The organism is Microbacterium aquilitoris (assembly GCF_031932285.1).
Lineage (GTDB): Bacteria > Actinomycetota > Actinomycetes > Actinomycetales > Microbacteriaceae > Microbacterium > Microbacterium aquilitoris.
In genome coordinates this window covers 64,448-78,595 of record NZ_JAUZVT010000001.1, presented here as the reverse complement: position 1 = coordinate 78,595, position 14,148 = coordinate 64,448, and the positions used below count along the sequence as shown (strand labels likewise).

Sequence of the window (14,148 nt, the reverse complement as noted above, 5' to 3'; positions counted from 1 at the left end):
GCGTGTGCGGTTCCCTGCGGGTTACTTCATCTGTTCGGTGGAGACCGTGTCGATGTTCTTCACGGTCTGCTCGAGCGACTGCTCGCCGTTGAGGTACTTGATCGTCTCGTCCTTCAGCGGCTCGCTGTCGATGGCGAGGCCGGTGTAGCTGTTCTTCAGGCCGTCGACGGTCTGGCGCGCAGCGATCTCGGGGGACTCGGCGATCTCGCCGTTGTAGAGGTCGAACGCGTACGCGTCGTCCTTGTAGGTGATGTCGACGCCGTCGATCGCGGGCAGGCAGCCCGAGATCTCGCAGTACTCCTTGTAGTTCTCCGGCTGGTACATCCACTTCACGAAGTCGAGGGTCTCCTTCTCGACGCCCGTGCCGTCGTAGGCGACGATCCAGGACGCAGCACCGTAGTTGGTGGAGCGGACCGGCTGCTGCGGCAGCGGCACCGAGACCCAGTCGAAGTCCTTGATGTTGGCCTGGAAGTCGGCGATCTGCCAGACGCCCGACATGTAGCCGGCCACGCGGCCGCTCTTGAAGGTCGCGCTGGGGTCGTCACCGGCGGCCCACACGGCCTTCGGCATGAACCCGTCGTCGTTCAGCTTCTTGAAGTACTCGAGCGCCTTCTCGCCCTCGGCGTCGAGCGCCCAGGTGCCGTCGGACTGCTCGGTGACACCCTGGCTGCCGAACTCGAACATGAAGGCGCGGAGGCGGTGGGCGGAGCTGTCCATGACGGCGCCAAACTCGGCATCCGTCTTGTCGACGACCTCGGTGGCCTTCTGGACGTACTCGTCCCAGGTCCACTTCTGGTCGAGCGAGGTCGGGTACTCGACACCCGCTTCGTCCCAGAGGGTCTTGTTGAGGAACATGCCGACACCGGTCAGGGTCGTCGGGAGGGCCTTGACCTTGCCGTCCTCGGGGTCCTCGACCTGAAGAGCCGGGAGCACCTTGGCGTCTTTGGAGATGTCGGTGAGGTCGAGCATGCGGTCGGTCCAGGCCGGGTCGGCGTCGGGTGCCGCAGCGAGGGCGGGAAGGTCATTGGCCTGCGAGGCGGTGCGGAGGCGGGTGCGGAGGTCATCGCTCGGGACCTCGACGACCTTGACCTTGACGCCGGTCTCCTTCTCGTACTTCTTGGCGAGCGCGGCATAGCCGCCACCCTGAGCGGCGTCACCGGACTGGACGAACTCGAGGGTGACGTCGTCGCCCCCGCCGCCCCCCGAAGACGAGCAGCCGGCGAGCACGAGGGCTCCCACAGCCGCGGCGATGATGGTGGCGGATCGGATGGTGCGGGAACTCTTCACTGCTTCTCCTTCGCGTGCACTCTTCGATGAGCGCGGGGTGAGTCATGAGCGGGTATGTCGGCATTTGTCGGCATGTCATGACAAGGGGTGCTCATAAGGTAACCGGGGAGGCTCAGGACGGCAAGCGCTTACCGATGTCGAATATGTAACGTCTTTGCGACAAGCCCCGGTTCCATGATCACCCGACCATCATCGTTCACGCGAATGACGCAGTTGTTGCGCAATCGCATCGCCGGTGTCACACTGGGGGGAAAGCGCTTACCCATTCGCCTCCGCGGCGTTCAGGGCAGCCCCGACGCCGCACGCAGAGAAGCAGACAAGGACCTCACCGTGTCAGAGACGACCATCACCGCACCCGCCCCGGCGGCTGCTCCCGCCGCCCCCGCCGTCCGCGAGATCGGCATCATCATGAACGGCGTCTCGGGCCGTATGGGCTACCGCCAGCACCTCGTGCGCTCCATCCTCGCGATCCGCGAGCAGGGCGGCATCGAGCTGCCCGACGGGTCGAAGGTCACCGTCAAGCCGCTCCTCGTCGGCCGCAGCGAGGCGAAGCTCGCCGAGCTCGCCGCGAAGCACGGCATCGAGGACTACACGACCGATCTGGATGCCGCTCTGGCAGACCCGCGCTGGGAGATCTACGCGGACTTCCTCGTCACGAAGGCGCGTGCCACCGCCCTTCGAAAGGCCATCGCCGCCGGCAAGACGATCTACACCGAGAAGCCGACCGCCGAGTCGCTCGAAGAGGCGCTCGAGCTCGCGAAGCTCGCCGCCGAGGCCGGCGTCAAGACCGGTGTCGTCCACGACAAGCTGTACCTCCCGGGCCTCCAGAAGCTCAAGCGCCTCATCGACTCGGGCTTCTTCGGCCGCATCCTGTCGGTGCGCGGCGAGTTCGGCTACTGGGTCTTCGAAGGCGACTGGCAGCCCGCGCAGCGCCCCTCCTGGAACTACCGCGCCGAAGACGGCGGCGGCATCATCGTCGACATGTTCCCGCACTGGAACTACGTGCTCGAGAACCTCTTCGGCGGCGTCAACACGGTCTACGCGCAGGCGGCCGTCCACATCGCCGACCGCTGGGACGAGAAGGGCGAGCACTACACCGCGACCGCCGAGGACGCCGCCTACGGCGTGTTCGAGCTCGAGGGCGGCGTCGTCGCCCAGATCAACTCCTCCTGGACGGTCCGCGTGAATCGCGACGAGCTCGTCGAGTTCCACGTCGACGGGACGCACGGCTCGGCCGTCGTCGGCCTGTTCGGCGCGAAGATCCAGCCGCGCAACGCCACGCCCAAGCCGGTGTGGAACCCCGACCTCGAAGACACCCACGACTACGACGCCGACTGGCAGAACATCCCCGTCAACGACGTCTTCATGAACGGCTTCCGTCAGCAGTGGGAGGAGTTCCTCGTCTCGTACGTCGAGGGAACCGACTACGAGTTCGACCTCCTCGCCGGTGCGCGCGGTGTGCAGCTCGCCGAGGCCGGGCTCCGCTCCAGCCGCGAGGGTCGCAAGATCGAGCTCGACGCGCTGTCGCTGGACTGATCGATGACCGACCTCACCCTGCTCTCGGGAGACGGCGCACTCCGGCGCGTCCCCCTCGTCGACACCTCCGGCTACACCCGCCCCGACGGACCGCTCCGCAGCCGGGTCGCGTACGCGGCGGCGCACGTCGTTCCGAAGACGCACGCCGACAACACCCCGGGCCAGCCGGCCGACATCGACTGGGATGCGACCCTCGACTTCCGACGCAACGTGTACTCGTGGGGCCTCGGCGTCGCCGACGCCATGGACACCGCGCAGCGGAACATGGGACTGGATGCCGCGGCCACCCGCGAGCTGATCTCGCGTTCCGCCGAGGTCGCCCGTGAAGAGGGTGGTTCCGTCGCCGTCGGCGTGAACACCGATCACATCGATGAGGAGCGGATCTCGCTCGACGAGGTCGTCTCGGCCTACCTCGAGCAGCTCCACTTCACCGAGGAGCAGGGTGCGGGTCCGGTCCTCATGGCCTCCCGTCACCTGGCACGGGTCGCCGAGAGCGCGGCGGACTACCGCCGCGTCTACGACGCCGTGCTGTCGCGGGCCACGGCACCGGTCGTGCTGCACTGGCTCGGCACCGCCTTCGACCCGCAGCTCGCGGGGTACTTCGGGGCGACCGACTGGCAGACGGCATCCGCCGTGCTGCTCGAGGTCATCGAGGCGAACGTCGACAAGGTGGCGGGCGTCAAGATGAGCCTGCTCGACGCGGCCTCTGAGGTCTCGGTGCGCGAGCGCCTGCCCGAGTCGGTGCGAATGTTCACGGGCGACGACTTCAACTACGTCGGCCTCATCGGCGGTGCGGACGTGCCTGACGCCCCGCAGCCGACGCGGGACCCGGCATCCGCTCGTCAGCACTCCGACGCGCTGCTCGGTGCCTTCGCCGCCCTGACGCCGGTCGCCTCCGCGGCGATCCAGGCGCTCGATGCGGGCGACCCGGCGCGCTACCTCGAGGTGCTCGCCCCGACCGAGGCGCTGTCGCGCCAGGTGTTCGCCGCGCCCACGTTCTATTACAAGACGGGCGTCGCCTTCCTCGCCTGGCTCAACGGACACCAGCCCGCGTTCCAGATGGTCGGCGGTCTGCACTCCGCGCGCAGCCTTCCGCACCTCTCGCGGATCGTCGAGCTCGCGAACGACGCGAAGGCGTTCGAACGTCCCGAGCTCGCCGCGGAGCGGTGGAACGGGATGCTGCGACTGAACGGCCTCGACGCGTGAGCGCCGTCGACCCGCGCCTGTCGATCAACCAGGGCACCATCAAGTACGCCGACCTCGCCACCGCGCTCCGCGTGACCGTCGAGGCCGGTGTGCAGTCCATCGGGCTCTGGCGCGAACCGGTGCAGGAGGTCGGTCTCGCGACGGCCGCGTCGATGCTGACCGACTCGGGGCTGCGGTTCTCGACCCACTGCCGGTCGGGCTTCTTCACGATGCCCGAAGGCCCCGCACGGCGCGCGTCGATCGACGACAATCTCGTCGCCATCGACGAGGCGGCGACGCTCGCCGCCGCCGGCGCGCCGGGGTCGACCGCCGTGCTCGTGCTCGTCGCCGGCGGGCTGCCCGAAGGGTCCCGCGATCTGATCGGCGCCCGCGAGCGGGTGCGCGATGCGATCGGCGAGCTCGCTCCGCACGCGAAGGCGGCGGGAGTGACGCTGGCCATCGAGCCGCTGCATCCGATGTACGCGACCGACCGCTGCGTCGTCTCGACCCTCGGTCAGGCCCTCGACATCGCGGCGGACTTCGATGCGGATGTCGTCGGTGCGGCCGTCGACACCTTCCACATCTTCTGGGACCCCGCGGTGCTCGACTCGATCGCGCGCGCCGGCCGGGAGGGTCGCATCGCGACGTACCAGGTGTGCGATTGGAAGACCCCGCTCCCCGCAGACGTCCTCCTCAGTCGTCACTACCCGGGCGACGGCGTCATCGACCTGGCCGGACTGACGAGCGCCGTCGAGGCGACGGGATACGACCGCGACATCGAGGTCGAGATCTTCAACGCCGACATCTGGGCGACCGACCCGCTCGAGGTGGTGCGCCGGACCGCGGCGGGGTTCGCGGCATCCGTCTCGCCTTCTCTCGCCGGTCGATGACGCGCATCCCGTGCTGCCTGAACCGCCGCCCGTAGACTGCGCACCATGACCGACCGCACCCTGCGTCGAGTCGCGCCGTCCGGCGCGGTCACGCTCGACGACGTCGCCCGCGCGGCGGGCGTTTCGCTCGCCACGGCCTCGCGCGCCCTCAACGGCTCGACCCGCAAGGTCGCCGACTCCTACCGGGAGCGGGTCGAAGAGGCCGCCGCGCGGCTCGGATACAGCGCGAACCTGTCGGCCCAGGCGACCGCGCGGGGAACGTCGGCGATCATCGCCTTGCTCGTGGCCGACATCGCCGACCCCTACTTCGGGCTCATCGCCTCAGGCGTCGCCCGCGGTGCCGATGAGGCCGGGCTCGTCGTGACCGTGGCGATCACGGAGCGCGATCCGGAGCGGGAGGTCAGGCTCGTCCGGGCCCTGCGCGGACAACGCCCGCGCGGGCTGATCCTCGCGGCGTCGCGGACCACGGCGGGACCGTCGGCCGAACTGACGCGCGAGCTGGAGCTCTTGAGCGGGATGGGCGGTCAGGTCGTCGCCCTCGGCAAGGGCGCCGGCGATGTGCGCTCCCTCGTCCTCGACAACCGCAGCGGCGCCGAAGCCCTCGGTCGAGCACTCGTCGAGCGTGGATACCGCCAGGCCGTCGTGCTCGCCGCCGAGGAGGGGACCGCCACGAGCGACACCCGACTCGACGGGTTCACCGCCGGGTTCACCGCTGCGGGTGGGTCCGCGCCCCGTGTCTACCGCGGCGGGTTCACGCGCGAAGCGGGCTACGAGGCCATGACGCGCGCCCTCGCGGACGGCATCGAGCCCGGGACGGTCGTCTTCGGCATCAGCGACGTCGTCGCCATCGGGGCGCTGACGGCGATGCGCGCCGCCGGGCGCACGGCGGGCGAGGACATCGCCCTCGCCGGCTTCGACGACATCCCCACGGGCCGCGACGTGACCCCGGCCCTCACGACCGTCCGCGTGCCGCTCGAAGAGGTCGGCTACCAGGCGTTCCGCGCGGCGACGGATGCCGAGTGGGAGCCGCACCCGGATGACCTGCGACTCGAGGTGCTGCTGCGCGAGAGCACCCCTCCGCGCGCATGAGCGTCGTCGTCGCGCTCGACAGCTTCAAGGGCTCCCTCCCGGCTGCCGCCGCCGCGGCCGCCTTCGCCGCCGGGTGGCGCGAGGTGGACCCCGCGGCAGAGCTCGTGCTGCGTCCGATGGCGGACGGGGGAGAGGGAACCCTCGACGCGTTCGCGGCCGCCGTCCCCGGCGCCGAGCGACGCCCGGTGCGGGTCCGGGGGCCCCGCGGCACCGCCGTCGACTCCTCATGGCTTCTGCTGCCGGACGGCACGGGCGTCGTCGAACTCGCCTCGACGAGCGGGATCGAACTGCTCGGCGACGACCGGCTGCCATGGGATGCCGACACCACCGGTTTCGGGCAGGCGATCGCCGCCGCCCTCGACGGCGGCGTCATCCGACTCGTCCTCGGGATCGGGTCGTCGGCGTCGACCGACGGTGGTAGCGGAATGCTGCGTGCCCTGGGCGCGCGCATGGTCGACGCCGACGGGCGGGACGTGCCCGCCGGCGCGCGTGGACTCGCCGCCGTCTCGGCCATCGACCTCACGCACGTGCGTCCGATGCCCGCGGGCGGGGTGACGGTCCTCAGCGACGTCACCAACCCTTTGACGGGGCCCTCGGGTGCTGCGGCCGTGTTCGGGCCGCAGAAGGGGCTCACCCCCGCCGACGTCGCGGTCGTCGACGGGGTGCTCGAGCGCTTCGCGGCGTGCATCGCGCGTCACGCTCCGGGCGCCGACCCGTTGCTGCCCGGTGCGGGCGCCGCGGGCGGCACGGGCTTCGCCCTCGCCGCGTGGGGCGCGGATCTCGTCCCCGGCGCGGAGCGGGTCGCCGAGCTCGTCGACCTCGCCGGCGCGGTGGGCGCGGCATCCCTCGTCGTCACGGGTGAAGGCTCGTTCGACGGTCAGTCCGCGGCGGGCAAGGTGCCCGCGTTCGTCCACGGGCTCGCGACGTCGCGAGCGGTGCCGGTCGCGGTCGTCGCCGGGCGGATCGGCGCGGATGCCGACACGTCGGGGTACGCGCACGCCGTCTCGACCACCGAGCTGGCCGGGAGCGCCGCGGCGTCGATGGCCGACCCGGAACGCTGGCTGCGGGATGCCGGGCGGACGCTCGCGAGCCGACGAGGCTGACCGGGGCATCCGATGCTCGCCGGGGAGTGGTCGCGCGCGGAGTGGGTCGCGCACGCCGACGCCCTCCTCGATGCCGCGCGACGGTACGCGTCACCCGGCGGCGGTCGCATCCTCTTTCCGGGAGCCGAGGGCGGGTACGGCCGTGACATCGACGGACTCGAGGGCTTCGCGCGCACGCTGCTGCTGGCGGGCTTCCGGATCGCAGGGGAGCGCGGCGTCGGTGTCGACGACCTGATCGCGTTCGTGCGCCGCGGTATCGCGACCGGGGTCGATCCCGGAGCGCCCGACCGGTGGGTGCGACCGGACGAGCACGGGCAGGCGAAGGTCGAAGCGGCATCCATCGCCCTCGTCCTCGACCTCACGCGGCCCTGGGTGTGGGACGCCCTCGACGCCGTCACCCGGCAGCGCGCGATCGAGTGGTTCACGCCGGTCGTGGGCGACGACACGTATCCGCGGACGAACTGGGTATGGTTCCGCATCGTCGTCGAGACGTTCCTGCGCTCGGTCGGCGGACCGTGGTCTCCGGCCGATATCGCGGCCGACCTCGCGCGTCACGATTCGTTCGTGCAGGAGGACGGCTGGCTGTCGGACGGCGACGAGCGCTCCTACGACCACTACGTGGGCTGGGCGCTGCACGTGTACCCCGTCCTCTGGTCCCGGATGACGGGGGCCACGGAGCTCGCCGGCGGACGGACGGCGGGTGACGTCGCCCGGCTGGATCGCTTCCTCGACGATGCGCTCACGCTCGTGGGCGGCGACGGGTCGCCCCTGATCCAGGGCAGGAGCCTCATCTACCGGTTCGCGGCCGCGGCCGTGTTCTGGGTCGGCGTCATCGCCGAGGTGCCGTCGCACTCACCCGGTCGACTGCGCTATGCAGCGGAGCTCATCGTCCGACACTTCGCCGAACGGGGCGCCCCGGACGCCGACGGCATCCTGACGATGGGGTGGCACGGCGAGTGGCGCGTCCTGGCGCAGTCCTACTCCGGACCCGGGTCCCCCTACTGGGCGGTGAAGGGGCTGCTCGGCGTCCTGCTGCCCGCGGATCATCCCGTTTGGACGACGCCCGCCGAGCCGCTCCCCGTCGAGACGGGCGACGTCCTGCGCGCCGTGACCTCGCCGGGGTGGATCGTGTCGGGCACCACCGCCGACGGCATCGTCCGCGTCGTCAACCACGGCACGGACCACTCCCGCGCGGGTGCGGTGTCGACGGACTCGCCGCTGTACGCCCGCATCGGGTACTCGACGGCGACCGCGCCCCTCCTGGACGCGCAGGCGTGGCGCGATCCACTCGAACAGTCGGTGACGATGACGGATGCCGACGGTCGCCGCTCCCACCGCAGCGGGATGCGGCTGCTCGGGACGCGCGTCGACGACGGGGTCGGGTCCGTCTCGGCGGTGTGGGACGCCCACTGGGTCGAGCCGGCCCCCACGACGCACGTGCACGGGTCGGGGCTCACCGGCGTCGCGAGTCGCGCCGGCCGCATCCGGGTCGATTCGTTCGTCCGCGGCAGCATCGAGGTGCGGGTCGTGCGCGTCGAGGATCGCGCGGAAGGCGCGCTGCGTCTGCGCGTCGGGGGGTGGGCCGTCGCCGGCGACGATCCGACATCGCGCGTGAACGGTGCGGCGGCGGAGGCATCGTCGGGCGGGGTGACCAGCGGCATCCGCTCACTCACCGGCGGAGTCGCCGGTGTGCTGCGCTGGGACGGGGCCAGTCCCCTCGGCGACCGCGCCGTCGTCCCGGTGGTCGACCTCGGTTCGTGTGACGAGGCGATCGTGGTGCTGGATCTGCGCGGCTCCGGCGCGCCGGTGCGGAACGATGCGGTCGTCGAGGTCGAGTCGGACGCAGTGTCGATCATCTGGCCGGACGGGCACCGATCGCGAACGCGACTCCCGTCGGCATAGCGCGTCCATAGCAGGGATGCGGAGGGGGTCACAAGGCCTGAGCGAGGAGGCCTGCCCGTCCCTACAGTCGCGTGAACAGACTGGGCGCAATCCGTTCCCGGCCTCGCACCGAATGCTGTGTAGCACCTGAATGCACGGCCGCGGCATCCGTCGCACCAAATGGAGGGACACTCACATGACCAGCTCACCCAACCGCCTCGTCGCCGTCATCTTCGGCGCCGTCTACATCCTCGTCGGCCTGCTCGGCTTCGCCGTCACCGGAGGGGTCGACTTCATCGCCACCGATGGTGGCCTGCTGCTCGGCATCTTCATGGTCAACCCGCTGCACAACGTCGCGCACCTCCTGATCGGTGCCGCGCTGCTGATCGGCGGCCTGTCGAACGTCCGCGCCGCCAAGGGCGTCAACCTCGTCGTCGGAGCCGCGTACCTGCTGCTCGGCATCGTGGGCTTCTTCCTCGTCGGCAGCGCAGCGAACATCCTCGCGCTGAACACGGCCGACCACTTCCTGCACCTCGCGAGCGCGATCGTCCTGCTCGGCGTCGGCATCGCCGCCGACAAGCAGGTCCCCACCCGCGCGGCCGTCTGATGTCGCCGTCCGCCCTCGTCCGCTCCTGGCCCGCGCTCGCCGCGTGGGGAGCAGGGCTGGTCCAGCTCGGGCTGAGTGCGGGCGCGATCGTGAAGGGTGCCGATGCCGCCGACCGTGGCATCGGCATCCTGCTCGCCACCGTCGGCGCGGCGACCCTCGCGTGGGGGATGGTGACGCTGGCCAAGGGCCGGCTCGCGACGCCCCGCTCCGGGGTGGCCGTCTCGCTGGTCGGGATCGTCCTGCTGTTCGCGCTCATGCTCGTCGGGCCGGCGCAGGTGAGCATCTACCCCGTGGTGGTCGCCGCGGTTCTGTCACTCGCCGTCGGCGTCGTGTCGGCGGTCGCGCTGCGTCGCGCCGACAGGGGACGACCGAGTCGGCCCACCGCGCGGGCCGCGGCGCGGACGAGCATCGGCGGTCTCATCGCCGGCGCCTTCCTGCTCGCCGGTGTCGTGACACCGGCCCTTGCCGCGACCCCGATCGGCAGCGACGCTCCCGGCGCCTCGGTCAACGAGGTCTTCATGACGGGCCACGGCGGGCACGGCGGGCACTGAGCCCGTCCGGCATCCCGTTGCCCGTCAGGGCGACGGATTCGGAGATCTTCGCCGGATTCGGATGAGAACGGGGAAGCCGGTCCGAATCCGAGCGCATCATCCGAATCCGCGCCCCGGTAGGCCGCAACACACGAAACGCCCCGGCGCCACATCGGCACCGGGGCGTTCTCGTGTGCGTCTTACAGACCGCGCGCGAGGCGGTAGTAGGCCTGGTTCCAGCGGAGTTCCTTCTGGAAGCCGCGCACCGTCGTGTCCTCGTCGATGACGAGCAGCTCGGTGCCGGCGATGTCGGCGAAGTCGCGGAACACCTCGATGCCCACGGCCGTCGTCATGACGGTGTGGTGCGCGGCGCCCGCAGCGAGCCAGCAGGATGCCGAGGTCGCGAAGTCCGGCGACGGCTTCCAGACCGCGCGACCCACCGGCAGCTTCGGCAGGTCGGGGGCGTCGACGTTCTCGACGACGTTCGCGACGAGGCGGAACCGGTCGCGCATGTCGCTCATCGCGACGACGAGCGCAGGACCGGCGTCCGCCGTGAAGACCAGGCGCACGGGGTCGGCCTTGCCGCCGATCCCGAGCTCGTGCACCTCGAGGCGCGGCCTCGACGTCGTCAGGGTCGGCGACACCTCGAGCATGTGGGCGCCGAGGATCCGCTCGTTGCCGGGAACCAGGTCGTAGGTGTAGTCCTCCATGAGGCTCGCCCCGCCGGGCAGACCCGATCCCATGACGTTCGCGACGCGCACGAGGATCGCCGTCTTCCAGTCGCCCTCGGCGCCGAAGCCGTAGCCCTCCGCCATGAGGCGCTGCACCGCGAGGCCGGGCAGCTGGGTGAGAGCGCCGAGGTCCTCGAACGACGTCGTGAACGCCCCGAAGCCGCCGGCCTCGAGGAACGAGCGCAGCCCGATCTCGATCGCCGCTCCGTCGCGCAGCGACTGGTGCCGCTCGGCGCCGGGCAGCAGCTCCGGCGCCACGTCGTACGAGGCCACGTACTCCTCGACGAGCGCGTCGATCTGCGCCTCGGATGCCTGGGCCACGGCATCCGCCAACTCGTTCACGCCCCACGTGTTGACCTGCACGCCGAACTGCAGCTCGGCTTCGGTCTTGTCGCCCTCGGTGACCGCGACGTAGCGCATGTTGTCGCCGAAGCGGGCGAGCTTGAGGGTCTTGACGGCCTGCCAGCCCGCGGCGGCGCGCTCCCAGTCCTCGATCTGCTGCAGGACGACGGGGTTCGAGACATGTCCGACGACGGTCTTGCGCGCGACGCCCAGGCGCGTCTGGATGTACCCGAACTCGCGGTCGCCGTGGGCGGCCTGGTTGAGGTTCATGAAATCGAAGTCGATGTCGTTCCACGGCAGCTCGACGTTGGCCTGCGTGTGCAGGTGCAGCAGGGGCTTGCGGAGCGCGTCGAGACCCGAGATCCACATTTTCGCGGGGCTGAAGGTGTGCATCCACGCGATGACGCCGATCACCGAGTCGTCGGCGTTGGCGTCGAGGGCGAGCCGCTTGATCGAGTCCGAGTCCTTCAGGACGGGCTTCCACTCGACCTTCACCGGAAGGCCCGCGAGGCCCTCCGCGACGGCCTGCGACTGCTCGGCGACCTGCCGCAGCGTCTCCTCGCCGTAGAGGTTCTGGCTGCCGGTGACGAACCAGACGGTGTACTGCTCGAGGCTGGTGGAGAGGGTCATGCTGTTCCTTCGTTCGATGAGCGGATGCCGCGCAGCGGCAGAGCGGTGATGGCGGCGCCCTCGACGGCCAGGCCGTCGCGGTAGCGCGCGAGGTAGTCGGCGAACCCGGCGACGTCGACCGGGTCGGGGTCGGCCGTGACGGAGGCCGCCCCCGCGAAGACGTGGTCGGTGAGGTACGACGCGAGGTCCTGGCCGGACTCCGCGGCGGCGAACGCCGCCAGCACGGCCATGCCCCACGCGCCGCCCTCCGCGGCGGTGTCGCCGACCGTGACGGGCGCGTCGAGCGCGCCGGCGAGGAAGCGTTGCGCGACACCGGCGGTGCGGAATACCCCGCCGTGCGCGAACATCGCGTCGAGCGCGACGCCCTCCTCGGCAAGGGTCTGCATGCCGATCGCGAGCGTCGCGAAGACGCCGTAGACCTGCGCGCGCATGACGTTCGCGAGCGAGAAGTCCGCGTCGGGGGTGCGCACCACGAGCGGCCGGCCCTCGTCGAGACCGGCGATCGGCTCGCCGCTCAGGTGGTTGTACGCGAGGACCCCACCGGCATCCGCAGCGCCCTCGAGCGCTTCGCGCAGGAGCGTCTCGTAGACGGCGTCCGTCGAGATCGACTGACCGGATGCCGCGGCGAACCGCGCGAACAGCGACGCGAACGACGCCAGCTCGCTCGCGCCGTTGTTGCAGTGCACCATCGCGACCGGGTCGCCGGCGGGCGTCGTGACGAGGTCGATCTCGGTGTGCACGCGCTCCAGCGGACGCTCGAGGACCACCATTGCGAAGATGCTCGTGCCGGCGCTGACGTTGCCCGTACGCGGTGAGACCGCGTTGGTGGCGACCATGCCGGTGCCGGCGTCGCCCTCTGCGGGGGCCGTCACGGCGCCCGGGCGGAGCGTGCCGGCCGGATCGAGGAGGGCGGCGCCTGCGGCGGTGAGAGTCCCGGCATCCGCCCCCGCGGGAAGGACCGCGGGCAGGAGGTCCGTCAGGCTGCGTCCGGCGAGGAACCCGGCGGCGTGCGCGTCGTACGCCGCGATGCGGCCGCGGTCGTAGCCGCCGTCCGTGCCGATCGGGAACATGCCCGACGCGTCGCCGACGCCGAGCGCGAAGCGTCCGGTGAGCTTCTCGTGGACCCAGCCGGCGAGGGTGTTGATCTTCGCGAGCGAGGCGAGGTGCGCCTCGTCGTCGAGGACGGCCTGGTGAAGGTGGGCGATCGACCAGCGGAGCGGGATGTTGACACCCAGCAGGTCGGTCAGCTCGGCCGCGGCAGCGCCGGTGGACGTGTTGCGCCAGGTGCGGAACGGCACGAGGAGGTTCCCCTCGGCGTCGAAGGCGAGGTAGCCGTGCATCATCGCGGAGACGCCGATGCCGGCGAGCTCCGTGAGTTCGGCGCCCTGCCGGCGGACGTCGGCGACAAGGTCGGCGTAGGCGGCCTGCAGGCCCGACCAGATCGCGTCCTCGGAGTAGGTCCACACGCCGTCCACGAGGGCGTTCTCCCATTCGTGGCTGCCGACGGCCAGCACGGTGGTCGGGTAGCTCGCGTCGACGAGGCAGGCCTTGATGCGGGTCGAGCCGAGCTCGATGCCCAACGCCGCGCCGCCGGAGGAGATGACGCTCATCGGCGGGCGTCCGTGCTCTGGCCGTACACGTTCTGGTACCGGTTGTAGAGGGCGTCGATCTTCTCCTGCGGGATCGGGATCAGCTCGCCCCCCTGCCGCGCGAAGTGCACGGTGCGCGCGGCGTCCTCGCACATCACGGCGGCCTTCACGGCATCCTTCGCGCTGACGCCGATCGTGAACGGTCCGTGGTTCTGCATGAGCACGGCGCGAGAGCGGTGGCCGATCAGCGTCTCGACGATGCCGCGGCCGATCGAGTCGTCGCCGATGATCGCGAACGGCCCGACCGGGATCGGGCCGCCGAACTCGTCGGCCATGCCGGTGATGACGCAGGGGATCTCCTCGCCGCGCGCGGCCCAGGCCACGGCGTACGGGGAGTGCGTGTGGACGACGCCGCCGACGTCCGGCATGTTCCGGTACACGTAGGCGTGCGCGGCGGTGTCGCTCGAGGGCGAGCGGTCGCTGCCCGGGGTGCCGGGCACGACGGTGCCGTCGAGGTCGCAGAGGATCATGTTCTCGGGCGCGAGGTCGTCGTACGAGACGCCGGACGGCTTGATGACGAAGAGGTCGGCACTGCGGTCTTCACCAACGCGCACGCGTCCCGAGACGTTGCCCCCGGTCCAGACGACGAGGCCGTAGCGGACGAGTTCGGCATGCAGGGCGGCGACGTCCGCGCGGACGGCCGCGATCGCCTCATCGAGATCGGTCATGCGATTGATGTTACCGGTAA

12 protein-coding genes are annotated in these 14,148 nt (G+C 71.0%); 8 read left to right on the top strand and 4 right to left on the bottom strand.

What is annotated here, in order from left to right; all coding sequences use genetic code 11:
• Positions 1 to 21: 21 nt before the first annotated feature.
• Positions 22 to 1,287: an extracellular solute-binding protein gene (locus Q9S78_RS00385; RefSeq protein WP_116227569.1), complete on the bottom strand. Its 1,266-nt coding sequence runs from the start codon at positions 1,285 to 1,287 to the stop codon at positions 22 to 24.
• 408 nt (positions 1,288 to 1,695) lie between these two features.
• Between Q9S78_RS00385 and Q9S78_RS00380 the strand changes: the two genes are divergently transcribed.
• The 8 genes from Q9S78_RS00380 to Q9S78_RS00345 all read left to right on the top strand — a co-directional run bounded on the left by Q9S78_RS00380 (position 1,696) and on the right by Q9S78_RS00345 (position 10,129).
• A complete protein-coding gene (locus Q9S78_RS00380) occupies positions 1,696 to 2,823 on the top strand; it encodes a Gfo/Idh/MocA family protein (protein WP_036324548.1) in 1,128 nt (375 codons plus the stop codon).
• 3 nt (positions 2,824 to 2,826) lie between these two features.
• Positions 2,827 to 4,029, top strand: a complete 1,203-nt coding sequence (locus tag Q9S78_RS00375; protein ID WP_311868095.1) for a dihydrodipicolinate synthase family protein — start codon at positions 2,827 to 2,829, stop codon at positions 4,027 to 4,029.
• The gene (locus Q9S78_RS00370) at positions 4,026 to 4,898 is read left to right on the top strand and encodes a sugar phosphate isomerase/epimerase family protein (RefSeq protein WP_116227567.1); all 873 of its coding nucleotides are present in this window, start codon (positions 4,026 to 4,028) and stop codon (positions 4,896 to 4,898) included. The genes Q9S78_RS00375 and Q9S78_RS00370 overlap by 4 nt, the downstream gene beginning before the upstream one ends.
• A 45-nt stretch (positions 4,899 to 4,943) precedes the next feature.
• Positions 4,944 to 5,987, top strand: coding sequence for a LacI family DNA-binding transcriptional regulator (locus tag Q9S78_RS00365; RefSeq protein ID WP_311868091.1), 1,044 nt, complete (start codon positions 4,944 to 4,946; stop codon positions 5,985 to 5,987).
• The gene (locus tag Q9S78_RS00360) at positions 5,984 to 7,090 is read left to right on the top strand and encodes a glycerate kinase (RefSeq protein WP_311868089.1); all 1,107 of its coding nucleotides are present in this window, start codon (positions 5,984 to 5,986) and stop codon (positions 7,088 to 7,090) included. Before Q9S78_RS00365 ends, Q9S78_RS00360 begins: the two co-directional genes overlap by 4 nt.
• Before the next feature lie 12 nt (positions 7,091 to 7,102).
• Positions 7,103 to 8,992, top strand: coding sequence for a DUF2264 domain-containing protein (locus tag Q9S78_RS00355; RefSeq protein WP_311868087.1), 1,890 nt, complete (start codon positions 7,103 to 7,105; stop codon positions 8,990 to 8,992).
• 175 nt (positions 8,993 to 9,167) lie between these two features.
• On the top strand, positions 9,168 to 9,578 hold the full coding sequence (locus Q9S78_RS00350; RefSeq protein WP_116227564.1) for a DUF4383 domain-containing protein: 411 nt from the start codon (positions 9,168 to 9,170) through the stop codon (positions 9,576 to 9,578).
• On the top strand, positions 9,578 to 10,129 hold the full coding sequence (locus Q9S78_RS00345) for a hypothetical protein (protein WP_020098557.1): 552 nt from the start codon (positions 9,578 to 9,580) through the stop codon (positions 10,127 to 10,129). Before Q9S78_RS00350 ends, Q9S78_RS00345 begins: the two co-directional genes overlap by 1 nt.
• 179 nt (positions 10,130 to 10,308) lie before the next feature.
• On the opposite strand, the gene araA is transcribed toward Q9S78_RS00345, so the two are convergent.
• Genes araA through Q9S78_RS00330 form a run of 3 tightly spaced genes read right to left on the bottom strand, consistent with a single transcriptional unit; the run spans position 10,309 to position 14,128 of the window.
• On the bottom strand, positions 10,309 to 11,811 hold the full coding sequence (araA, locus tag Q9S78_RS00340; RefSeq protein ID WP_311868083.1) for an L-arabinose isomerase: 1,503 nt from the start codon (positions 11,809 to 11,811) through the stop codon (positions 10,309 to 10,311).
• On the bottom strand, positions 11,808 to 13,421 hold the full coding sequence (locus tag Q9S78_RS00335) for an FGGY-family carbohydrate kinase (RefSeq protein WP_311868080.1): 1,614 nt from the start codon (positions 13,419 to 13,421) through the stop codon (positions 11,808 to 11,810). The genes araA and Q9S78_RS00335 overlap by 4 nt, the downstream gene beginning before the upstream one ends.
• On the bottom strand, positions 13,418 to 14,128 hold the full coding sequence (locus Q9S78_RS00330; RefSeq protein ID WP_311868077.1) for an L-ribulose-5-phosphate 4-epimerase: 711 nt from the start codon (positions 14,126 to 14,128) through the stop codon (positions 13,418 to 13,420). Before Q9S78_RS00330 ends, Q9S78_RS00335 begins: the two co-directional genes overlap by 4 nt.
• Positions 14,129 to 14,148 lie beyond the last annotated feature (20 nt).

What these genes read in the sequence shown, in the direction of transcription:
- Q9S78_RS00380 (WP_036324548.1), top strand. Translation starts at nt 1,696, where the DNA reads ATGAACGGCGTCTCGGGCCGTATGGGCTACCGCCAGCACCTCGTGCGC.
- Q9S78_RS00375 (WP_311868095.1), top strand. Translation starts at nt 2,827, where the DNA reads ATGACCGACCTCACCCTGCTCTCGGGAGACGGCGCACTCCGGCGCGTC.
- Q9S78_RS00365 (WP_311868091.1), top strand. Translation starts at nt 4,944, where the DNA reads ATGACCGACCGCACCCTGCGTCGAGTCGCGCCGTCCGGCGCGGTCACG.
- Q9S78_RS00360 (WP_311868089.1), top strand. Translation starts at nt 5,984, where the DNA reads ATGAGCGTCGTCGTCGCGCTCGACAGCTTCAAGGGCTCCCTCCCGGCT.
- Q9S78_RS00355 (WP_311868087.1), top strand. Translation starts at nt 7,103, where the DNA reads ATGCTCGCCGGGGAGTGGTCGCGCGCGGAGTGGGTCGCGCACGCCGAC.
- Q9S78_RS00350 (WP_116227564.1), top strand. Translation starts at nt 9,168, where the DNA reads ATGACCAGCTCACCCAACCGCCTCGTCGCCGTCATCTTCGGCGCCGTC.
- Q9S78_RS00345 (WP_020098557.1), top strand. Translation starts at nt 9,578, where the DNA reads ATGTCGCCGTCCGCCCTCGTCCGCTCCTGGCCCGCGCTCGCCGCGTGG.
- araA (WP_311868083.1), bottom strand. Translation starts at nt 11,811, where the DNA reads ATGACCCTCTCCACCAGCCTCGAGCAGTACACCGTCTGGTTCGTCACC.
- Q9S78_RS00335 (WP_311868080.1), bottom strand. Translation starts at nt 13,421, where the DNA reads ATGAGCGTCATCTCCTCCGGCGGCGCGGCGTTGGGCATCGAGCTCGGC.
- Q9S78_RS00330 (WP_311868077.1), bottom strand. Translation starts at nt 14,128, where the DNA reads ATGACCGATCTCGATGAGGCGATCGCGGCCGTCCGCGCGGACGTCGCC.